The organism is Ruegeria atlantica, from assembly GCF_013032505.1.
Lineage (GTDB): Bacteria > Pseudomonadota > Alphaproteobacteria > Rhodobacterales > Rhodobacteraceae > Ruegeria > Ruegeria atlantica_F.
This window is the reverse complement of record NZ_WQCG01000009.1, coordinates 104,354-125,508: the sequence shown is the minus strand read 5'-3', so window position 1 is coordinate 125,508 and position 21,155 is coordinate 104,354. Positions and strand designations below refer to the sequence as shown.

18 protein-coding genes are annotated in these 21,155 nt (G+C 56.8%); 10 read left to right on the top strand and 8 right to left on the bottom strand.

Translation table 11 applies throughout. The features are described 5' to 3' along the window. Nucleotides 1–220: 220 nt before the first annotated feature. Nucleotides 221–1,798 (top strand): sulfatase-like hydrolase/transferase, encoded by a 1,578-nt coding sequence (locus GOW92_RS22285; RefSeq protein WP_170565176.1) that lies wholly within the window; start codon nucleotides 221–223, stop codon nucleotides 1,796–1,798. Between the two features lie 111 nt (nucleotides 1,799–1,909). Here GOW92_RS22285 and GOW92_RS22280 read toward each other — a convergent pair whose 3' ends face one another. Both GOW92_RS22280 and GOW92_RS22275 read right to left on the bottom strand, forming a co-directional pair. Beyond that, complete coding sequence (locus GOW92_RS22280; protein WP_170565174.1) at nucleotides 1,910–4,093, bottom strand: esterase-like activity of phytase family protein; 2,184 nt, start codon at nucleotides 4,091–4,093, stop codon at nucleotides 1,910–1,912. A gap of 128 nt (nucleotides 4,094–4,221) precedes the next feature. Beyond that, complete coding sequence (locus tag GOW92_RS22275) at nucleotides 4,222–5,697, bottom strand: NAD-dependent succinate-semialdehyde dehydrogenase (protein ID WP_170565172.1); 1,476 nt, start codon at nucleotides 5,695–5,697, stop codon at nucleotides 4,222–4,224. Nucleotides 5,698–5,981: 284 nt separating this feature from the next. On the opposite strand from GOW92_RS22275, the gene GOW92_RS22270 reads away from it, so the two are divergent. The 9 genes from GOW92_RS22270 to GOW92_RS22230 all read left to right on the top strand — a co-directional run bounded on the left by GOW92_RS22270 (nucleotide 5,982) and on the right by GOW92_RS22230 (nucleotide 13,772). Continuing rightward, on the top strand, nucleotides 5,982–7,061 hold the full coding sequence (locus GOW92_RS22270) for a hypothetical protein (protein WP_170565170.1): 1,080 nt from the start codon (nucleotides 5,982–5,984) through the stop codon (nucleotides 7,059–7,061). A gap of 26 nt (nucleotides 7,062–7,087) precedes the next feature. Further along, nucleotides 7,088–7,450: a hypothetical protein gene (locus GOW92_RS22265; protein ID WP_170565168.1), complete on the top strand. Its 363-nt coding sequence runs from the start codon at nucleotides 7,088–7,090 to the stop codon at nucleotides 7,448–7,450. After that, a complete protein-coding gene (locus GOW92_RS22260) occupies nucleotides 7,443–8,561 on the top strand; it encodes a hypothetical protein (RefSeq protein WP_170565165.1) in 1,119 nt (372 codons plus the stop codon). Before GOW92_RS22265 ends, GOW92_RS22260 begins: the two co-directional genes overlap by 8 nt. Nucleotides 8,562–8,583: 22 nt before the next feature. Then, entirely contained in the window at nucleotides 8,584–10,515 is a 1,932-nt protein-coding gene (locus tag GOW92_RS22255; protein WP_170565163.1) for an AAA family ATPase, read from the top strand. Continuing rightward, nucleotides 10,512–10,847 (top strand): hypothetical protein, encoded by a 336-nt coding sequence (locus GOW92_RS22250; RefSeq protein ID WP_170565161.1) that lies wholly within the window; start codon nucleotides 10,512–10,514, stop codon nucleotides 10,845–10,847. The genes GOW92_RS22255 and GOW92_RS22250 overlap by 4 nt, the downstream gene beginning before the upstream one ends. Next, a complete protein-coding gene (locus GOW92_RS22245) occupies nucleotides 10,844–11,140 on the top strand; it encodes a hypothetical protein (RefSeq protein ID WP_170565158.1) in 297 nt (98 codons plus the stop codon). Before GOW92_RS22250 ends, GOW92_RS22245 begins: the two co-directional genes overlap by 4 nt. Before the next feature lie 371 nt (nucleotides 11,141–11,511). Further along, a complete protein-coding gene (locus GOW92_RS22240; protein WP_170565155.1) occupies nucleotides 11,512–12,849 on the top strand; it encodes a DUF6638 family protein in 1,338 nt (445 codons plus the stop codon). Then, on the top strand, nucleotides 12,850–13,116 hold the full coding sequence (locus GOW92_RS22235) for a hypothetical protein (RefSeq protein ID WP_170565153.1): 267 nt from the start codon (nucleotides 12,850–12,852) through the stop codon (nucleotides 13,114–13,116). An 11-nt stretch (nucleotides 13,117–13,127) separates the two neighbouring features. Continuing rightward, nucleotides 13,128–13,772 (top strand): DUF1523 family protein, encoded by a 645-nt coding sequence (locus tag GOW92_RS22230; RefSeq protein WP_170565150.1) that lies wholly within the window; start codon nucleotides 13,128–13,130, stop codon nucleotides 13,770–13,772. A 61-nt stretch (nucleotides 13,773–13,833) separates the two neighbouring features. Here the strand turns inward: GOW92_RS22230 and GOW92_RS22225 are convergent, their stop codons facing one another. The 6 genes from GOW92_RS22225 to GOW92_RS22200 all read right to left on the bottom strand — a co-directional run bounded on the left by GOW92_RS22225 (nucleotide 13,834) and on the right by GOW92_RS22200 (nucleotide 21,073). Next, the gene (locus GOW92_RS22225; RefSeq protein ID WP_170565146.1) at nucleotides 13,834–14,928 is read right to left on the bottom strand and encodes a flagellar basal body P-ring protein FlgI; all 1,095 of its coding nucleotides are present in this window, start codon (nucleotides 14,926–14,928) and stop codon (nucleotides 13,834–13,836) included. Continuing rightward, nucleotides 14,925–15,932 carry a flagellin gene (locus tag GOW92_RS22220; RefSeq protein WP_170565143.1) on the bottom strand — a complete coding sequence of 336 codons (1,008 nt, stop codon included), beginning with the start codon at nucleotides 15,930–15,932 and terminating at the stop codon, nucleotides 14,925–14,927. Before GOW92_RS22220 ends, GOW92_RS22225 begins: the two co-directional genes overlap by 4 nt. A 2-nt stretch (nucleotides 15,933–15,934) precedes the next feature. Further along, nucleotides 15,935–17,386 carry a flagellar hook-associated protein FlgK gene (flgK, locus tag GOW92_RS22215; RefSeq protein ID WP_170565140.1) on the bottom strand — a complete coding sequence of 484 codons (1,452 nt, stop codon included), beginning with the start codon at nucleotides 17,384–17,386 and terminating at the stop codon, nucleotides 15,935–15,937. Nucleotides 17,387–17,420: 34 nt separating this feature from the next. Beyond that, nucleotides 17,421–18,716, bottom strand: coding sequence for a flagellar hook protein FlgE (locus GOW92_RS22210; protein ID WP_170565136.1), 1,296 nt, complete (start codon nucleotides 18,714–18,716; stop codon nucleotides 17,421–17,423). Nucleotides 18,717–18,814: 98 nt separating this feature from the next. Continuing rightward, nucleotides 18,815–19,651, bottom strand: a complete 837-nt coding sequence (locus GOW92_RS22205; RefSeq protein ID WP_170565133.1) for a flagellar motor protein MotB — start codon at nucleotides 19,649–19,651, stop codon at nucleotides 18,815–18,817. An 87-nt stretch (nucleotides 19,652–19,738) separates the two neighbouring features. Next, on the bottom strand, nucleotides 19,739–21,073 hold the full coding sequence (locus GOW92_RS22200) for a FliI/YscN family ATPase (protein ID WP_170565130.1): 1,335 nt from the start codon (nucleotides 21,071–21,073) through the stop codon (nucleotides 19,739–19,741). Nucleotides 21,074–21,155 lie beyond the last annotated feature (82 nt).

The window sequence follows — 21,155 nt, the reverse complement described above, 5'->3', positions numbered from 1 at the left end:
TTAAACGCCGCGATAATCGTTCCTCTCTGGATTATCGCACCATACGCCCCGCGTTCCTCCAGACGCGGGGCGTTGTTTTTGTAGTAAGGGGATGTTCGCTAAGCGGACAAAGCCGTTGTTCAGAGTTTTGCGGCAACGGATTATCTTTACAAAACTTGACACAGATTGATGCCCTAGGTGACCTTATATTGTGTTTTTTGAATAACTTTGGGAGGTCGCAATGAAATTGACAGTTACAATGGCATCAACGATCACAATGTTTTTCACTGTAATGCCTGCATTGGCAATCGAACCTGATGCCCCACAATTGGACTTTGCAGAACGCAACGCTGAAGTTTGGGCAGTTGAAGATGGTGAGATAAACGCGAAACTAGAAGCGTTGGAGGAGCGCTTTGGGAAGAAACCCAACATTATTTACATTCTGACGGATGACATCGGTTGGGGTGAGTTGGGCTGGCAAGGTGGCGGTAAGCATCGTGGTATGCCTTCTGACGAACTTGACCAAATGGCCTTTGAAGGGATGCGATTTTGGTCAGCATACGCCGAACCATCCTGCACACCAACGCGGATAGCGATCAATACTGGCAGGCATCCTGTTCGCACCGGGCTATTGTCCGTGCTTTGGCCCGGAATGACGGATGGTCTTTCGCCAGAAGAGGTCACAACTGCAGAAATACTGTCTGAACAGGGCTATAACACCGCAATGTGGGGTAAGTGGCATATGGGCGACTTGCCCGAACATTCGCCAGAAAATCAGGGCTATGACTACGCCTACTATGGCCTGTTCAACGGTGCGCCGGATTGGTGGCAAGCAGCCTTTGAAGACGAAAATGGTACACTGCCATTTGCCGATTTTCCCGGCTACGAGACCTATTTCAAACGCACTGGGATCGACATGTCAGTCGGCGGATATGTCGGACGCAAAGGTGAAAGCCGTACACCAATTGAAGGAGTTGCCGGTATTCTGTCGCCGGAACGACAAGAGGCCTTTGAAAACGAGTCCATTGATCAAATAACGCAATACGTTGTCGACAAGGCCGATGACGAAAACCCTTTCTACATCTATTGGGCGTCCTACGCACTGCAAATTTCAGCCTCGAAAGAGTTTCTGAAAGCGCCAGGCGTTGACAAGAACAACCGTCAGGCTTCTTTCATGGTGATGCACAGCACTCACGTCGGTCGGCTTCTGGATACGTTGAAAGCTGAGGGGATTGCTGAAAACACTTTGGTGGTTTGGATTAGTGACAATGGTCCGATGTATGCCTTTTGGCCGACAGCTGGTTACACTCTATTGAGAGGTGCGAAGGGTGACATATTGGAGGGCGGCGTTCGAGTGCCCGCGATGGCGTGGTGGCCGGGAATGATCGAACCGGGGCAAGACCCGAAGGATGTCCTTCATGTCACCGACCTTTTCACCACAGCGGCGCGATTGGGTGGAGCTTTGGATGGAATTCCGAATGACCGGATCACCGATGGAGTTGATCAGACATCACTGTTGTTGAACGGTGAGGGCCATGGCCGGCGGAACTTTGTGTCCTACTACAGCGGACAAACGCTGGGGGCGATTCGCTACGAAGATTTCAAAATCCACATCACTGAAGGTCATGGCGGATTGCCGGGCATGGACTTTTACAACATTCGACGTGATCCCGGTGAAAAATACGGCGAACTTTATCCTGCTCTTTTTGCCGTCGCGCCAATGCAATTTCTGTTGCAAAGCCACAATGAACGCATCGCTGAGTTTCCACACCGCCCACCAATGACCGTACAGGAGTCGACACTGACTGCGCACGACTGAAATTCGCGACGAAGTACCAAATCAACGTCCAATTTGGGTTCAAAGCTGACGCAAGAACTAGAAGGAACCCGCACAAATTCGTGCGGAGTCCCTCAACATTTTGCCAATGAATCAATTCCCGGCGGTAACCGACCCAATCGACCAGAACATCGTCTCGCCCGAGGCATCGTCGACGCCGTCATTGTCGGTCATCACAAACGCCTCGCCCGAGGGCAGGATGGCCAGACCTTCGATCTTGTCCAGAACGTAACCGCCGGTCGAGGTCAGATCGGGCAGCAGGTCGCGGACCTCTTGCTTGCTGACCACGGGCAGAGGACCGCCCAGCGGTGCCGGAGTCATTTCAGACAGCGGGATACGGTAGATCTTTTTGGTCACGGCGCGGTGGTCGTGCTGATTGTCGCGTTCAATGACATAGACATAGTCACCGAAGGCCACGATCTCCGACAGACCGACCCAGCCTTTTTCCGGGTCAGCCTTGGGATAGTGCACTGCACCCCATTCCTTGGTGTCCAAATTGTACGCGACCAGTTTCACGTGGTTTTCCGGGTCGTCCTTCCATTCGCGTTGAACGGCCATCCATAGGGTGTCGCCGACCTTGGTGATGCCCTCGAAACCGAAACGCTTCTCGACCGCCATCAGTTCCGGCGGCAGGCCGATTTCACCCTTGCGATCCTTGATCTTGCCTTCGGCTGAGACGTGGTAGATCGCGTGCGGGATAACGCGGTCGGTCCGCCCTTCGGAGGCAACGTAGAAGCCACCTTTGCCGTCCAGTGTGATGCCTTCCAGATCCAGCTTCTGCGCCGGGTTTCCATCCTGACGGTGAATGCGGATCACGTCCACGATGCGGGCGGGCTGCTGGCTGGGGTCGATCTTGAAGATAGAAGGCTGGAAGCCATAAAAGCTGTCGTTGACCGCATAGATCATGCCGTCCTCATCAGCGACCAGACCGGAGAGGGCGCCCCAACCGATCAGCTCATCCGCGCCTTCTGAGGTCAGATGCGGATAGTTGGCGGGGGCGTCCTGATACTCAAAAATCGAAACATGCGCGCGTGGGCCGCCATCTTCGATTAGGTCCTTTTCGTTTGCCGAGACCAGCAGATTGCGCTCGGGGATGGCAACATAACCTTCCGGCCCAACGCCTGAGGGCAGCAGCTGTTTCAGAACCGGGTTGGCCGGATCCGTGGCGTCATAAACACCCACGACCGAGGCGCGTTCGGCGCCTACAAAGATCATCGGTGTGCCACCGAAGGTGGCAGCGGTCACGCTTTCCGGCTCTACCCCTTTGGCGTCCGAACGTTTGTCGGGGTAGTGGCCGATCTGAATGATGGCTTTCTCGAAATCGGTGCCGTTCTCGTAAACAACGGTGCCGTCCTTGTGGAAGATGGTCCAGCCGCGCGAACCGCCCTGATAGTCACCTTCATTGGCGGTGGCAAAGTGGTTGTCGTCGATCCATTTCACCGCATCAGGCTCGCGTAGGCGGCCCGGCTGGCTTTCGGTAAAGATCAACGCGCCGCGTTCGTCAGTGGCGTCGATGCCCTCCAGGTCAACCGCGCCGGCCGAGAAATGGCTGATCACGTTGCCGTCTTTGTCGACGACCGCGATGTGGTTGTTTTCCTGCAGGGTGATGACCGTTTCACCCAGGGTGTTGATGTCTACGAATTCAGGCTCGGGATCGGTCGGGGCAACTTCGGCCAGACCGGTCAACGAGGCCATCTTCATGCCGCCACAATCCAACCCGCCGTCATTCAAAGGCACCAGCGCAAGAGACCCGGCGGGCAGCTGCGGGATAACGCCGTCGTTCAGGTCTTCGTCGCGCTCGTTCTCAATCGCAACAGCAACAAAGCTGCCGTCAGGGGCGATGGCGACGCTGTCAGGCTGACCGCCTAGATCGCAGGTTCCGGTTTCGGCCTTGCCTGCGATATCGACCGAGATCAGCTTGCCCGACGGGGCTGTATAGCTTTCCGATGTGTTCACGCCGACAAACGCCGTCGCACCAACGATCCCAACCGAGGTTGGTTCGCCGCCCACCTCCATCGCGCCCAGAGGCGCCGGTTTCGCAGGGTCGGTGATGTCGACCATGCCAATTACACCCAACGGGCTGTCGGTGTAGACCAGCGTCATACCGTCCGCGGTTGCCGCGATGATCTCGGGCGAGGTCTCACGTTCGGTATCAGCTCCCTCAGCCATGTTTTTGACGACAGGGAAAGACGCAATTCGGTTGAAATTCATTTCTGCCGCAGCCTGACCAGCAGTCAGGGCAAGGGCAGATGTCAGGCAGACAAAGCGCAACGACATCGGATGGTATCCTCTCTCACTTGGATGAGAGGGGGATGAACGCGGGTCATTGCAGGGATGTGACGGTTTGTTTGCAGTTTTGTGACAAACCAAAAGGCCCCGGTGCTGTGCACCGGGGCCATTTCAGATCAGACCGACAGGCAGACGTATTTCATCTCAAGATAGTCTTCCATGCCGTGATGGCTGCCTTCGCGGCCCAGGCCGGACTGTTTGACGCCGCCGAACGGGCCAAGCTCGGTCGAGATGATACCGGTGTTCACACCGACGATGCCGTATTCCAGTGCCTCGGCCACTTTGTACACACGGCTGAGGTCCTTGGCGTAGAAATAAGAGGCAAGACCAAAGATCGTATCGTTGGCCATGGCAATCACGTCATCTTCGTCTTCGAACTTAAACAGCGGAGCCAGCGGGCCAAAGGTTTCGTCCTGCGCAACCATCATGTCTTGGGTTACGCCAGTCACGATGGTCGGCTGGAAGAAAGTACCACCCAGATCATGTGGCAGGCCGCCGGCAAGAACCGCGCCGCCCTTGTCGGTGACGTCTTTGATGTGTTCCTCGACCTTGGCGACCGCTTCTTCATTGATCAGCGGGCCGGTGGTTGTGCCCTCGGCCAGACCGTCGCCGACTTTCAGCGCTTCAACAGCGGCTTTCAGCTTGGCTGCAAATTCATCGTAAACGCCGGCCTGCACGTAGATGCGGTTAGCGCAGACGCAGGTCTGGCCGTTATTGCGGAACTTGCACATCATCGCGCCTTCAACGGCTGCATCCAGATCAGCGTCGTCAAACACGATGAACGGCGCGTTGCCGCCCAGTTCCATCGAGCATTTCATCACCTGATCGGCCGCCTGTTTCAGCAGGATCCGACCGACTTCGGTCGAGCCTGTGAAGGTCAGTTTACGAACGCCAGGGTTCTCGCAGAATTCCTTGCCAATTTCGCTGGCGCTGGAGGATGGCAGCACGTTGAACACGCCTGCCGGGATTCCAGCTTGTTCTGCCAGAACACCCATTACAAGTGCGGACAACGGAGTTTCCTTGGCCGGGCGCGCAACAAAGGCGCAGCCAGCCGCCAGCGCCGGGGCGGCCTTGCGGGTGATCATCGCATTCGGGAAGTTCCAAGGCGTGATCGAGGCCGCAACGCCGATCGGCTGCTTCAGCACCATGATCCGCTTGTCGCGCTGATGGCCGGGGATCGTCTCGCCGTAGACCCGCTTGGCCTCTTCGCCGAAAAACTCGATGAACGAGGCACCATAGCCGATCTCTCCAACGGCTTCGGCCAACGGTTTGCCCTGCTCGGCGGTCAGGATTTTGCCCAGATCTTCGGCGTTCTCCATCATCAGGTCGTACCAGCGGCGCAGAATCATGGCGCGTTCCTTGCCGGTCAGCTTGGCCCATTCCTTTTGCGCGGCCTCGGCCTGAGCAATCGCTCCGGCGACTTGTGCGCGGCTCAGGTCGGCGACTTCGGCCACGACGTCTCCGCGTGCCGGGTTGGTGACGGCAAAAGTGCCATTATCCCCGTCGACCCACTGACCGCCGATATAGGCTTTGGTTACAAGCAGATCGGGGTTTTTCAGGATTGATTTCAGGTCGGTTGTCGCGTCCAGCATGAGTCAGCCTCCGGCAGTAAAAATTTGTTAGCACTCAAACATGTGCCTCCCGGACTGTCTATGGCCACCCGCAGGGTCATATCAATCCAGTTTTCGTATGGTAAACGTGACGTTTTTTGCCTACCGGGGCGCATTCATGCGATCTGAGGCCAAAGTGTCAACCCGCCTATCTTTTTTCTACGGAGTTTGCCAAAGTTCCCCGTGATTGGATGCCCAAGGGGATGTAAATGCTCGTAACATTCCCTATCTTGTTGGGTGCATAATTAAAAAAAGGAATAGGACAGATGTCGAACCAGCAGTTTGACGCGTTGATCGAAGAAACTCAGGCCAAAGTGCGCGAAAGCCAGTCGCAGATCGAAGGGCTGACATCGCGGATCGAAGCCGCGCGCTCCAAGATTGGCACCGCTGAGGCGGACATCGACATCGAAAACGCTACGCTTGAAGATGTGCACGCACATACCGAGGTGATGACCGCCAATATTGCAGAGCTGATCATGGGTCTGGACGACGTCACCAGTGCCTTTTCGAAAGATTTCGACGAGATGCGCTCGAAAACTGGGTGGGAGTCGTTTGTCGGCATCTTCTCGAAAGGCAAATCCGAGTCGATGCGGCAGGAACGCATGCGAACCGCCAATATCGACGACAAACTTCAGGATCTGATCGCCAAATCAGACGTGATTGTGAAACTGCTGGAAGGGCAGCTATCCGTGCTGGAGGAACAGCGCGTGAAGGTTGAAGAAAACCTGACTGGCACGCTGGATGACCGCGAGGCGACTGTGGCTGAACTAGAGGCGCTGCGTGCCGAAATCCAAGGCATGGATCCGACGATCATCACGCTGGAGAACAAGATCAGCGTCGAACAGGACGCCGCCGCGCGTACTCAACTGGAGACCGAACTGGCTGAGTTGAACAAGCAATACAACGCCAAGGTTCAGGAAGAGCAGGTCAAGTTGGCCAAATCTCAAACTCTCGAGCGCTATATCGAAAAGGGCAAAACCTGGGTAGATTCACTTCAGAACCAGGCGGCGACGCAGATGGTGCTGATCAACAAGCTGCAGACAGACACCCAACAGCGCGTGGTGTTGTATGACGCCCTGACCAAATCGCTGAAAACCGCGCAGCAGCAGGACGTGGCCCACCGCATCAACGAGATCGGCGTACAGACCGACCAGGAGGCGCAAACCGCCATGGCTGCCATCGGCACCGCGACCAACCAGAAGATGGCCGACATGCTAGAGGCGCATGAGGACCACATGGTCTTTGCCCGCGACGTGCTGGAGAAAAAGGCCAAGGCGGACGAACGCTTTGCCCGCCGGTTCGCCTCGATCGTCGAGAAGCACGATAAGAATTTGTACGGTGGGTGATGAATAGTCCAAGACTAAGAGCTTGTTTGGCGTTCGGACTGCTTTTCTTTACGTTGACCTCACTTACTTTCTCGGTGCCCGCCTATTTCTCGGAGTCGGTGAAAGTAGAGTACAGCAACAGCATCACCGGTGAAGCAGGAGAATACACCGCGCCAGGTTCGGAACTTGCGGCAATACTTATCGCTATTCCTTTTATTTTCGGTTTGTTTGGTACGTTTTTTGGTTGGCAAATGCGAAAGCAGCGTCAGGTAACGCTTCTTGCTGCTTCTAACCCGCTCGCCCCAGAATCCGTGAAGAGAAAAAGCAAATCCGGGTTTTTGGATCGACCTTTATATCGGTTAAGCCGGGATGGAACAGATTTGCTGATCGGTGAGTTCAACGATGGCTGACCCCACCCAAGACCATGTCGGCCTGACTGACACCTTCGCCTCGCGCCGCTATTTCCGCAAATTTGAGGTGATCACCGTCCACCTACTGCGCGTGGCTGCGACGATGGAGGCCGAAGGGGCGATCTCGAAACAAGAAGTGCGGATCGTGTCGCGTTACCTTTCTGGGCTGCTCTACACCTTCCGCGCGCTGAGTATGAAATACCTACTGGTCGGCCGCGATACGGGGCGGTTCTTTGGCAGCCTCGCCATGGACAAGCGTGACAGCGGATTTCCGGTGGCAGCCGAGTTGCTGACAATGGCCAATGACGCGCAGCAGGCGCAGGTGCATCTGGAGAACATGCCGTCCGAGGATGACCTGAAGACCGACATGGTGCGCACCATTATCAGCGAACAGGAAATCCCCACCAAACTGCAATTCGCGCTGTCGCAAAGGCTCTATTACGAGGAATTGCTAAAAGGCCAGCTGTTCTGGGCCCGCAACGATCCAGAATGTAACTGGATCGAAAATGAGGGGGATCGGCGCAAGTTCATGATCCACTGGGCGGTTTACGACAGCCAGATCAACCTGCCGGTCATCTACTTGATGCAGCTAGAAGACAGCGGCAAAACCGCCCTGCCTAAAGACCAACGCCGCTGGCCCGAGGTGCAAGCCCATCTGATGGCGCAATCCTTGGGCGGGCTGAAACTGGTGACCATTGCCAAGGGCTTCGATCAGGATTTCGACGACCTGCACCCCAAACACCTACGCCGCATCCATGTGGGGCCAATGTATTCCTCAGCCTTTACCGAGCAATCCGGTCCAATGCGGCAAGTTCTAGAGGACGCGCAGTCTCCGCAAGGTCAGGACTGGGCGCTGGCCTGGACCACAGAGGAACTGGAAAGCGAAGACGTCATCGAAGAACGCGCTGGATGGTTTTCCACCGTCGAGCGCGAGGTCTTCGCACTAGACCCGTTCGGCGGGCAGGGGGCCGAAACCGGGGCCACCCGCACCCAGCGCTCGATCATACTGCCCCAGCGTCCGTTTCAGGTGCTGGCCGAGCGCAACCCGCCGGGTTTTGCCGACGTACTTAAGTTCGTCGTCAGCAAGACCGGGCAGGTGTTGAGATATTGAATACAGCAAAGGCGATTGTGAAATGAGTTTGACGTCAGACCAGATGGAATTGCGCGAAGACGATATTCGCAAGCATTATCCGGCAGCGACCGCCTTGCTAAACGGGTTCGAACACGCGCCTCGGATTGCCAAGGCGGTGGAAACGTCGACGGAACGGTCGCCAGGGGTGTCGACCGGACGTAGGTTCCGGTCCACCACGCCGGGTTTGGTGACACGGCGCACAGTGCGGACAGATGGGGTGCATCTGGTCGAGCGGATTGAGGCGTCGGATGATGGTGACATGCTGGTCTCGCCGCCTCAGGCGACTACACAGCAGGTGATCCGGCGCGCCATCGCCATCGCTCTGGCCGTGGGTGAGGCTTATGCGGAACAGACCCCGCTCGCCGACTTGAAACGTGCGAACCTTGCGGGTGATCTGCCTGCTGCGCGCAAGACCGAATTCTCGGAATTGCTAACTGCTGAGGCTCTGACTACCTCGCACGTGTTCGGCAATGCGCTGGCATACCTGATGTCCTCGCATCTGGGCGAAACCACGGTGGATATCGGTGAAGTCGAAGAGGTTCTGACCGACAATGGCCAACTTGCCCTGCACGGCGCGCTTTGGGAACTGGACCAGACACTGGCCAAACACGCGCCTGACGACGCGCACCTGATCGCGGCCGTTAGTGCCTATGCCGAGCAACTAATGGAAAAAGCGGCCCTGCGCGCGCAATCGTCTGGCCATCTGGCCCCGTTCCAGAACGCAGCTTGGCATATAGAAGCGGATGACCTGACAATCCGGGGGTTCGAACCTGCGTCCAAAGCCAAATCCACCACGCTGACCATGACGTTCAAGAAGCCGAACGAGGTGGTCGGCAACCATATCGCCAAGTATCAGGCGATGAAGCTGGCCAAGATGGTGATGGCCTATGATTTCGACCGCCGCCTGAACCCCTTCGCGGAACTTGGCGGGTTCATCTTCACCTTTATGGGCGACGGCAAACCGGGTACCGGAAAGACCACCTTGATCCAGATGATGGCCGGTCTGATCAACGACTATTGCCAGAACGCGGGCTATCCGTTCCGCTATCAGAATCTGAGCACCGACAATATCGACAGCTATCAGGGCAAGTCCGGCCAGAACGCCAAGGCGTTTATCAATACGATCATCGACCCCTCGGTCATCGGCTTCGGCACCATCGACGATATCGACCAGCTTGCGGGCAAACGCGGCGACCGGCAGTCCTCAGCCGGGCAGTTGGAAATCACCGCCGTGCTGATGGAGAGCTTTGCCGGCGCCAACACCGTCGTGCGCGGCAACTGCACCTTTGGCATGTTCTCGAACTACCCCGAGAATGTGGACGACGCCCTGCGCCAGCGGGCGGGGGCGCGGTTCCTGGTGGACGGGCCGCAGACGCGTGAGGATTACATCGACATCCTGCACCTGCTGATGGGCCGCAACCACGACATCCCGCTGGGCGAGCACGAAGCCTATGCCGCGCAAGAGATCAAGAAGGCCGTCGCCGCCAGTTTCGAAAGCCACTCCCGCCCGCATGAGGATGCCTTGCTGCAGGTCTATGACCGGGTCTCCGGCGATATCGGCCAGATGGACACAATCGCCAAACTGGGCACCTACCTCAAGGCGATCCAGCAGGCGGATGAGCGGTTTACAGGCCGCGCGATCAAGAACATCACCGACGCGGTCAAGGTCCGCGCGATGGATTTCGAACTGCCCGACGAGTGGATGGAAAACCCCGACCTGTTCCTGTTCTGCGACTACGACACCAAAAAGGCTATGATCGAGGACCTGCGCCAGCCGATCACGGTCGAGATGGTGATACAGGAAATCAACCGCTACGCCGACAGCGAGTTCCGCTATGCCGACAAGAGCGACGAGGTCGCCATCGAGAGCGCCGTCCGCGAGATGGGCCGGATGGAAGAGGCCAAACGGCGGTATCTGGAGGGCAAAACATGATCGGTGGCCTGATCGCTTTCCTAGCGTCGCTGATCGCCATCTGTCTGTTTTTGGGCATCGCTGTTGCCCGTCGCAGACCGGCCTCTCGACGGGCCTTTGCCATGCTGGTGCTGATCATCTTCGCCGTCACATACATATGGAGTGCGCTGTTCGAGATTTGGATAAACAACGCATCCTTGTTCCGTCCCGGCTCACTGCTCCACGCCTTTGCCCCAAATGAAATGCCTTCACATTTTCTTGGTGCTGCGTTGTTCTGGTTCGTGCCCGCACTGATCTTGGCCGCAGGCGCGTATCTAACAACGCGTCGTCGGTCAAAGGAGGCACAGACGTGACATTGACACTCGCAATCACCGGTTTTGCCCTTGTTTTGGGTCTGATTCAGCCCCTGCGCTGGGGTTTGCTCGGCTTTCTGGGTGCGGTGGTGGTTCTGTTCCTGACCCAGTTCGGTGTGAACGCCGGCAGCGGGTTCGAGGGCACCACATGGGAAGAATCGCTGATCCTATTTGAGGGCAGCTTGGCGTCTTACATAGGTTTCAACCTGCAGATCACGGCACGAGCGTTTGCATTGCCTTTGTTCGCGTTGGCCGTCGTATTTGTTGGTAGGCTCAGCCGGAGAGTAAACTGAGTGCAACACACGCTCGATCCGTTTGTAAGGAGTACCTGAGTGCTTGATGTCGTCTTTCTGATAACATGTGCTCTTCTAGCCTATGCTGGAATCAAGTTTGTCCTCTGGGCTTTTCGTTTTAGCTTGCCAGTCCCTCTGGGTAGATTCATGTGGCTGCGATTTTTCTTCTGGTGGACCCTCACTCTTTTTGCGTCAGTGGCCGCGTATATCAGTGTGATCGCCTCAGTGGCTTATTACCTTTTCGAGGTTTTGAATTTGGACGAAAGGTTGGATTCATCAGTACTGTTGCTGGGAGGGTTGGTTTTGACTGCGCCTTATTGGGCAGGTCTGATAAATGGCATCAATTTGCAGGCATCGCATAGGTGGGCCGAATGATCCGCCTCATTAAAAAAGGCCTGATGTTTGGCAATCTCGTCCACATCTCCAGCCCGGCCTTAGTCGAGCGATATAACCGCGCGCTACAGCATTTGGCGGGCAAGACCACGGCGCTGACGGATTTCCATGTCGATATCTCGGGCTATTCGCCGGAGGTGGGGATTGAGCTGGAGGATGAGCTTTACCTCAATCCCAACGGGGTCAACCGGCAGTTCATCCTGCTGACGACCGAGCAGAAACGCGCGCCTTTGCTGAACGTCAAATTCTCGACCTCGCGCGATATCCTGCGCGACTTCATCGAGATGAACGAGGCACAGCTATTCGCCCTGACCGCCACCGATGCGGTGGCTGGAGAACTGGTGAATTCGGTCATTAAACTCACCACCCCACGCGACCTACTGAACCTGCGCAAGATCGAGATTGAGGCAGACACTGCCGGAGGCACTCTGCGCAAGGCACAGCAACTGGCGGGCATGGTCGAACAGTTCAAAACCGAAGAGGACGCCTGGTTCGACGATGTGCTGATCGCCAAGATGATCGAGACCGCCAGGGAAACGGGCGACGTGACCCGCAATCCGGTTCGTTTGCGCCATACCGCGTTTGAACAGCGCAACTTCTGGACGGCGCATTTTGGCGGCCTGTACCTGTTCCCGGATCTGGATCACCCGGCGGCGATCTGCATGAGCGAAAAAACCGATGAGCTGCCAATAAAATACGTTTTTGATCCGTCTCAGCGGAACCAGATCGCCAAATTTCTTGGGCTCAATAATCTGGTCGAGACGATCATCGAGGCGCGCGGTGTCAATTCGGCCTCGATCTTGCAACAGAAGATGGATTTTCTGACCGTCGACGCCGCAGCCGATGCTGGCGTTGACCTGTCCGGGCTGGATCGGGGCGACATGCGACGGCTGGCCCGCAACCACGCGGATCGTCTGCCCGAAGCCTATCACGGCCTAGCGCAACTGTTGCGCTGGGCAAAGGATGGCGGTCCTTGGCCACGTATTACCTCGGACCATCCTGCTTATTTTTACACGCTGCGTGCCACCGACACGCCGAACCGTGATCTGGTGAACATGCTGCTGGCCGAATTGGCCCCGCTGGACCCGCGCCAGATGTTTATTTGCCATAAAGAACTCTTCTACCGAACCTACGCCAAGTGGCCTGAGGCCAAGAAAGCCTATGTTGCCGACTTCCTTGCACGAGAGTATCAGGTGGACAAGGCAGGCGCTCGGGCTGCCCTGTTCGGCCATGAACCGGACATGAGCGGAAATGACCGTGTCAGTGATGACATCATCGCACGCGTTGGTCCCTGGGGCGCAGTAGGGAGAAGTTAAATGTTCGTCGCACTCCGCTTTCTGATCCCATTGTTCATCCTACTGACTATTCTCTATGTAGGCGTGTCGATCTATTCCCGCCGGGTGCGGCGCGGTAAGCTGATTGCGCATTGGGAAAAAAAGGGGATGACCGGTGACCGGGATGCTTTTATTCAGCGCGGGCTGAAAAAGTACGACGGATCGTTTCGCCGAAAACTGATCCTTGGGATTTACGTGGTGCCGCTGGGCCTGATCGCGATCCTGATTTATGTTTCGAATTTCATGTGAGGGTTGCGCAGATGCGTTACATCAAATGGGCCATCATTATCCTGTTCTGGGGCACGATTGCGGCGGTGTTGAACTACACCTTACCGCAACATGACGTGGTTCGGATATCCGATACCTATGAGAAGCGGATCGACCCCGGTGAAAACAGCATCTTCTGGTCGGTTCATGACGTTGGTAGCGATGCGACAACGCCAAACCGCGATGTGTTTTTCATTCAGACGCGCAAGACCAACGGCAAGGTCATGGTTTATCGGAACGAAGACACCGGCTGGGGTTGGCCACCGTATTTCAAACTAAACTCGTCGAATCTTCAGGCCGAAGCCGCAGACTTGAAATCAACAACCGAAGCGCCTCGCTGGGTGGTTGTTCGCCACTACGGTTGGCGAAGTGAATTCCTGTCGATTTTCCCGAATGCCGTAAAGATTTGGTCGGTAGACAACCAAGACGTTCGGATCATTCCCTGGTTCAACATCATTTTTCTGACCGTTTTCTTCGCGATTGTGTGGGCCCTTTGGGTCCGCTGGCGCCGGTTTCGTGAGGCACGGGTCGATCCAGTGATCGAAAATATGGAAGACGGCTTTTACGCTGCCGGCGACGCCATTGAAGAGCAGGGCAGCAAGTTTCGGAAATGGCTAAACAGTTGGAAATCAAAATAAGATTGGGCGGGGCTAATGGCCCCACCACCAGCTTGGATAGTAACATGCTCGGCTGAATCCTTCAGCGTACAATGAACTCCGCGTGCAGCGCTCCGGCGGCTTTGATCGTCTTCAGAATGTCGATCATATCGCGGGGCGACACCCCAAGCGCGTTCAGACCCGCCACGACTTCGGACAGGGTTGTCGCTTCGGGTATCTCGGCCAGCCCGGTGCCTTCCTCTTCTTCTATGCCGGCGATTGTTCGCGGCACCACCACGATCTCCCCGCGCGCGAAGGGGTTGGGTTGGACTGCGATCGGCGCTTCTTCGACCGTGAGCGTGAGATTTCCCTGCGAGACCGCCACACGGGATATCCGCACTTCCTGACCCATCACAATCGTGCCCGAACGCTGATCAACCACGACGCGGGCCTTGGTTTCGGGTTCGACCAGAATGTTCTCGATCCGCCCTAGTGCGTGGGCGGTTGAAATGGCCTGCGTTGCCGCGATGTTCAACTCGACTGTGCCCGAGTCGCGCATGATTGCCACCGCGCGATTGAACTCGTTATTGATGGCAGTCTCGATCCGACCCGCCGTTGTAAAATCAGGTTCCCGTAAGGCCAGACGCATCTGGGTGAGCGCCGAAAGCTCAAAGTCAATTTCACGCTCGACCCTTGCCCCGGACGGGATCACCCCAGATGTTGGAACGCCCTGCACAACCGAGGCGGCCTCGCCCTCAGCCGCGACGCCGCCTGCCAAAACGGTGCCCTGCGCCACCGCGTAAATCTGCCCGTCGGCGGCGTTCAATGGGGTCATTATCAACGTTCCGCCCAACAGGCTTTTGGAATCTCCAATGGCAGAGACCGTCACGTCGATTTGCCCGCCAACACGTGAGAAAGGCGGCAGGCTTGCTGTCACCAGAACGGCGGCCACGTTTTTGGGACGAAAGTCCTCACCGTTGACGTTGACGCCCAACCTTTCAAGAATGTTGGACATGATCTCTTCGGTGAAGGGTGAATTTCTGAGCCCGTCACCAGTTCCATTCAGCCCCACGACCAGGCCGTAACCAACCAGATCGTTGCCGCGGACCCCGTCGAAATCCACCAGATCTTTCAGGCGGATCGCGCCGGCGGAGGCCAGGCCAGGAAGCAGCATCAAAAGAAAAACAAGAACTCTCATCTCAGAAAATTCACCAGCGACAGGTTCGCGTTGCGAACGGTGACGGAATACAGGCTTTCCAACTGAAACTGCACGGTTTGCAATTGCGTGGCAGTTTCGTAAGGATCCGCTGAGATCAAGGTGCTTCGGCTGCTTTGCAAGCTTGTCCGTGCAGCGTTGTTTCGCGTTTGCGCCTGATCAATCCGAGCTTCGGTTGAGCCGACATCGGCGCGCAGCCGTACCAGCTGATCCTTGGTGTTGACCAGATCGACACCCAATTGTTTGAACAGGGCAGTTCTTTGTTGCGTCGGGACATTCAGACCGCTGTCCGCGACTACTGCCGCGACTGCGATATCGCGAAGTGCAGCTTTGATGGCCGGATCCGTCGCTGTCACGGGAATTGAAACGCTTTCATTCTCGGATATCTGCATAGGGGCCAGTTCTGAATCGGATCCTTGATAGATTACCGCATCAAATCCGGTAGGGTCGTTGAACCAGTCTTCCGCTCTCTGCCTGATGTCCGCAACAGTGGCTGCACCTGAAAGCTCTGCCGTAAGTGCGGTGATCAGCGTGTCCGCGGATAGCAGCGGAGAGACATCCGTTGCCGTACCCGAATAAAGGCTGCGCCCACCGGCGCGAGTGTTCAATGCAGAAACGATTGCATTCAGTTCGTTTTCGGCCTGAGTCGATGCGTTTTCGTGGGTCACTGCCTGATTTGACGTGCCGAAAGACAAAAGCGAGGCGGTAATCCCCTCAACAGCGCCGGCAACTGTGTTCAGGCTCAGTTGCATCGCATCAGTGAACAGTCCGGCTTCGGCTGTCGATACCTTAAACGCATCCAGTCTGGACAGGCTGCGATCCAGGTCCAACAGGTGGGAATAATCGCCGTCCAGATGTCCAGTCAAATCTTGAACCCGCCCGGAAGACAATTCGTAGGACAGTGTTTCGATCTGATTTTTGATTTCGGTGGACCGAGATCTCAGCGTCAACCCACGCGCCAGATCACCAATGGATGTCAAATTCATCGTCACAACCTCAGCAGAGTGTCCATCATCTCATCCACGGTCGAGATGAGCCGCGCATTCGCGGCGTATGTCTTTTCGATCTGCATCAGGTTTTGCAGTTCGGTGTCGGTATCCACGCCACTTTCAGCTTCGATCTTGGCCATTTCCAGTTGCGAGTTCTTGGCGAATGTCATGCGCCCTTCGGCGGCATGGGCATCTGCCCCGGCCTTTGACAAAAGCGCCTCGGCAATTTCCGCAGCACGCAGGTTCCCGCTGCCATAAAGCCCCCCGGCAACGGGACGAGCATCACTTAGGATCGCCCCAAATGCCCTAAGTTGCGTTGCATCTCCCGGGTCACCTGGGGTGGCGGCACCTAGGCCTGTTCGCAATTTCCAACTGTTTCCCCCAGCATCTGGATCTACGGCGGTATTCAAGCTGAGGCGCGATGCCAAACCGGCCAGTCCGGCCGCATTGAAACGATTGCCATCATCGGTGAACAGGCCAGGATCAGTTACTGCGACAGTCGGATCCAGACCGGCGGTTTCGAACCGTTCGATCAGGTCTTGCGCCGCAGTATCCAAATGGACCTGTGCCTCAAGCGAAAGCTCATCGCGAATCTCGAACTGAGCCGCCAGAGCTCCACCGCGAAGCTGCGCATTGTTGCCGCTGGTGCGCACAGGTTGCCCGTTCATTTCAAGCCCTGATAGCAAGCTGTTGGCAACTGTCATGTGCGGTTTGGTTTCGCCAGTTGTCGTAAAACTGAATTCGGCCGCTTGCCCTTCTAGAAGAATTAAACCGCCGTCCGAGTAGAGGGAAACGCGGTCGTTTTCCCGCGCCACAACGTTGACTGGGATCAGCTCGTTCACTTGGTCAATCAACACCTGACGCTGATCCAGCAGGGCGTTGATTTCGCCGCCAGAGGTCTTGATGCTGGGGATCTTGTTGTTCAGCTTTTCGATATCCTGCAACGATTGGTTCAGGCGATCGACCTGCTTGCCGATAGACCTGTCTGCGTCCGACCGCGCCTGACGCAGGCCTTCGGATGCCGCATTAAGGCTGTCCGCCAATTCCCGTGCAGCGCGGGCCGCCTGATCCAGCCGTACCTTTGAATCCGGCAGGCTTGCGGCCGTGGTCATGCTGTTTTCAAAATTGGTCAACCGGGAAGCGAAGGATTTGGGATCGTCAACTGAGCCCACGGCCTTTTCAAAACGCGTGTAGAACTCTGATATTGCGCTGGCACCGGCAAGATTAGCGTCCGAATCTCTCCGGTTAGCGATCAGGACCGGATCCTGATGGCGCGTCACTCCGACGGTACGCACGCCATTGCCAGAGATCGGACTTGTCGCCAACTCAAGCGAACGGCGTCCGTAGCCCGGCGTTAGGGCGTTGGCGATATTGCCCGACACAACCGCGGCCCCGCGGCTTGCGGCGGTCAGACCGCCCAACGCGTTGTTCAATGCTGTCGTCATGTTCATTGGACAAGTCCTTTCCCTAGTTCAATGCCCCGGATCAACGTTTGATATTCGTCGTTTCCTGCAGCATCTCGTCGACTGTCTGGATCACTTTGGCGCTTGAGGAAAATGCCCGCTGCGTCTGGATCATTGATGTCAGTTCAGTTGCAACATCTGTCGTCGATTCTTCGCGCGCGAAGGACACCAGATCGCCCGTTGGCCCATCGCCCGCGTTCCACAGGAAGAACGTTCCGCTATCGCGGGATGGGGCATAGGTTTGATTATCCAGCGCCGTTAGCCCATTTGGGTTGGGAACATCGACAAGTGGAATCTGGTACACACGCCGGCTGACACCGCTGTCGTATTGTGCGTAGACATACCCGTTTTCATCCACCTTCACGCCTGTCATTGTTGCAACGGGGGCACCGTCGCGCGTGATCGATACAGGGGCAAATGTATCCGACAGCTGGGTAATCCCATCCTTGTCGCCAATCTGACCGATATTAATCTCCATCGGCCCACCATCTACGTTTACCACAAAACTGCCATTTGCCGGATCGTAAGCACCACCCGATATGGTGGTCACGCTGGCCAGCGTGCCGCCTGCGGTTCGGCTGTCGGTAAAGGTCAGGCGATACTCTCCGATCACGGCGCCGCCCGACGCGGTATCGCGCAGTGTCATCGTCCATTCATTGCTGGAGCCCGTACCAGGCACGGTCGGGACCAGTTCAATATTCATAGATTCCGATTTTCCGAGGTTGTCAAAATACTCAACCGACAAAGGCTGTGCGTCTCCCGGTGCGCCGGCATCCGTCGCCGTGGCCGGAAGGTTCATGCGAAGGTTCATGCTAGTGGTCGGCGAACCGGTTAGTTGGTTTACGCTGAGTTTGACGGGTTCCAGTGCAGCTGGCGTATCCCTTGGCACATTAGGGATCGATCCGTCGGGGCCAGCGGGCCAACCCAACAAAACAAGCCCCGATTGCGTCACCAGATGACCCTGCTCATTGGTGCGGAACGAGCCAGTTGTGGTCAGCAGCATCTCATTCGAGTTTGACGCCACCTGAGAACTGGGCCGCACGGGCAGCAGGCCACGGCCGCGCACTGCGAGGTCGGTTGAATTGTTCGTTGTGACCAGCGATCCACGCTGGTCGATCATGCGCTGACTCGTGGTTCTGACGCCGCCCGCCGAATAGCTTCCGCCCTGACCGGAGGTGACCATCGAGTGAAAGTCGGTCTCGACCCGTTTGTAGCCAAAGGTGGACGAGTTGGCGATATTGTCAGAGATGGTCGCCAGCCGGTTCGCGTTGGCCTTCAAAGCGGCCACACCGGCATTCAGCGAAGAGGAAATTGTCATTGGCACGCCCTTCTGTTGCGTCAAAACGTGATGCAACAGCTAACGTGCTGGCCCTTAACAGCACGCTAACAGGTAAAATGCGTTCTATCCTTTTGGGTTTAGGGCGTGCGCAGAAAGATGATCTCGATCCGGTTGTTACGAACGGCCATCGGGTTCTTGGTCGTCAGTTCGCGGTCCGCGTGGCCCGTGACCCGATCCAGCCTTTCGGCGGCCAAACCCTTGCCCTGCAACATCTGGCGCACGGTTTGAGCGCGGGTCGTCGAAAGGTCCCAGACCGGGTTGTTTACCAGGACAACTGGGGAAGCGCGAACATGACCCTCGACGGCGACGGCATTCTGTACCAGATCCGAAGACCGCGCCACCAGCAGCGCCAGTGCGCGCATCATGGCGGTGGGCTTGTCGGTTTCCGATTCGAACAGCGGTTGATCCTCTGTATCGAACAGTTCGACAACCAAGCCTTCGTCGGTGACCCGCGTTACGATGTGTTTCAGGACCTTGTCCGAGGCCAGGCTCTCGCCGGTGCGCCCCAGAAGCTTGGCTTCAAGCGTCGAGAAATCCTCAAGGCTTTCCTTGACGCCGTCAGCGTTCACACCGACCGAACCGCGCGCCTGCCGGGCAACCGTCGGGCTTTTCTGGCTGGCGCCCGAACCATCCATCACCATGGTCTTTTCCGAGAACATATTGTTGCCGCCGAAGGCGCCGTCACCGCCGCCTGACACCGGATTCACCGGTATTGTTGGCGAAAAGTAATCTGCAAGTCCTTTGCGTTGTTTTTCCGTCGTTGCATTTAACAGCCACATCAACATGAAGAACGCCATCATGGCCGTGACAAAGTCGGCATAAGCGACTTTCCACGCGCCACCGTGGTGGCCATCGCCACCTGACACACGTTTCTTCTTGATGATGATTGGCGCCGCATTGGATTGCGCACCCATCTCCACCACCTTTTTATCACCCGCTTCTGGGGTAGCAGGGCAGGTCTTAAGGTGGGCTTAACGTTTAAAACTGTCGCGATATCGATGCTATGCCAAAGCGGTTCCTGACCGGCGAAGGATCAGTTGCAGGCGGTCAAAACTATTCTTGATTCCGTCCGTTTCGGATCGGGCAAAAAAGGCGTCCAACTCATCATGGACGCGCACGGCCTGGTCCAGCAAAGGGTCCGCGCCCTCGGAATAGAGCCCGGCCTTTATCATGACTTCGGATTGTTCATAGCTGCCGACCAGTCGGCGGGTTTGCGATATCAACAGGTTCTCCTCCTCAGTGGCCGCATTGGGCAGGCTGCGCGAGACTGAGCGGCTGAGGTCGATGGCCGGAAACCGGCCGCGTTCGGCGATCTCACGGCTCAGGACAATGTGGCCGTCCAGAACGCCGCGCAGGATATCGGCGATCGGCTCATCCATATCCGATCCGGCAACCAAAACGCTAAATACGGCGGTGATGTCGCCCTGTTCGCCCTTGCCCGGACCTGCGCGCTCGCAAAGGCCTGCAATCAATGGAGTCACCGAAGGTGGAAACCCGCGCAGCGATGGCTGTTCTCCCGTTGCCACTGCAATCTCACGATGCGCTTCGGCAAAACGGGTGACGGAATCGGCCAAAAACAGAATGTTCATTCCCTGATCGCGCAGATACTCTGCCACCGACATCGCGGACCAGGCACATCGGCGGCGCGCCAGGGCGGACTGATCAGACGTTGCGGCCACGACGACTGACCGCCTCATTCCCTCGGAACCCAGTGCATATTCGACAAACTCGTTGACCTCGCGCCCACGCTCGCCCACCAGCGCGACAACAACTGCATCCGCCTGCATCGACCGCGCCAAAGTCGCCAGCAAAGTGGACTTTCCCACGCCCGAACCTGCGAACAAACCAACACGCTGCCCCTGAACCAATGGCAGCATGGTGTTTAGCATCGCAAGCCCGGTTTCCATTCGGGCACCCAGAGGTTTGCGATCGACTGCCGCTGGTGGGGCTTGCATGATGTCCTGCGTTTGGACTCCCTGCAGCAGCGGTTTTCCGTCCAGCGGCTGACCGAACGGGTCAATCACTCGTCCCAACCAGTGCATACCGGGCGCAAAGGCGGGTGTTTGCTGCAGAATCACCCTGTCGCCAAGGCAGACCCCGTCTGGTGCCGTGGCGGGTAACATGTGGATCAGATCCGCTTCGACATGCAGAACTTCGCCGGCCAGAGCCGGTCCATTGCGTCGGCGTAAAGTTACATGATCCCCGATCCGCGCATGGGATTCTAGACCTGCTACCTCAATGACACCACGCGCGACGCAGGCTACGTGCCCCATATGGCGCGTAGCAGACAGGCGGTCGAATTCACATTTCAAAAGCATCGGGTCGAGATCGGACATCGTGGGTTCTCCAACGGTTTCTGAAAACGGTTTTTAAAGGAATCGGGGTTAAGCCTTGATTGAAATTGATCGAGGGAGAAGC

Coding starts and splice junctions, on each gene's coding strand:
- GOW92_RS22285 (WP_170565176.1), top strand. CDS start 221: ATGAAATTGACAGTTACAATGGCATCAACGATCACAATGTTTTTCACT.
- GOW92_RS22280 (WP_170565174.1), bottom strand. CDS start 4,093: ATGTCGTTGCGCTTTGTCTGCCTGACATCTGCCCTTGCCCTGACTGCT.
- GOW92_RS22275 (WP_170565172.1), bottom strand. CDS start 5,697: ATGCTGGACGCGACAACCGACCTGAAATCAATCCTGAAAAACCCCGAT.
- GOW92_RS22270 (WP_170565170.1), top strand. CDS start 5,982: ATGTCGAACCAGCAGTTTGACGCGTTGATCGAAGAAACTCAGGCCAAA.
- GOW92_RS22260 (WP_170565165.1), top strand. CDS start 7,443: ATGGCTGACCCCACCCAAGACCATGTCGGCCTGACTGACACCTTCGCC.
- GOW92_RS22255 (WP_170565163.1), top strand. CDS start 8,584: ATGAGTTTGACGTCAGACCAGATGGAATTGCGCGAAGACGATATTCGC.
- GOW92_RS22250 (WP_170565161.1), top strand. CDS start 10,512: ATGATCGGTGGCCTGATCGCTTTCCTAGCGTCGCTGATCGCCATCTGT.
- GOW92_RS22240 (WP_170565155.1), top strand. CDS start 11,512: ATGATCCGCCTCATTAAAAAAGGCCTGATGTTTGGCAATCTCGTCCAC.
- GOW92_RS22235 (WP_170565153.1), top strand. CDS start 12,850: ATGTTCGTCGCACTCCGCTTTCTGATCCCATTGTTCATCCTACTGACT.
- GOW92_RS22230 (WP_170565150.1), top strand. CDS start 13,128: ATGCGTTACATCAAATGGGCCATCATTATCCTGTTCTGGGGCACGATT.
- GOW92_RS22225 (WP_170565146.1), bottom strand. CDS start 14,928: ATGAGAGTTCTTGTTTTTCTTTTGATGCTGCTTCCTGGCCTGGCCTCC.
- GOW92_RS22220 (WP_170565143.1), bottom strand. CDS start 15,932: ATGAATTTGACATCCATTGGTGATCTGGCGCGTGGGTTGACGCTGAGA.
- flgK (WP_170565140.1), bottom strand. CDS start 17,386: ATGAACATGACGACAGCATTGAACAACGCGTTGGGCGGTCTGACCGCC.
- GOW92_RS22210 (WP_170565136.1), bottom strand. CDS start 18,716: ATGACAATTTCCTCTTCGCTGAATGCCGGTGTGGCCGCTTTGAAGGCC.
- GOW92_RS22205 (WP_170565133.1), bottom strand. CDS start 19,651: ATGGGTGCGCAATCCAATGCGGCGCCAATCATCATCAAGAAGAAACGT.
- GOW92_RS22200 (WP_170565130.1), bottom strand. CDS start 21,073: ATGTCCGATCTCGACCCGATGCTTTTGAAATGTGAATTCGACCGCCTG.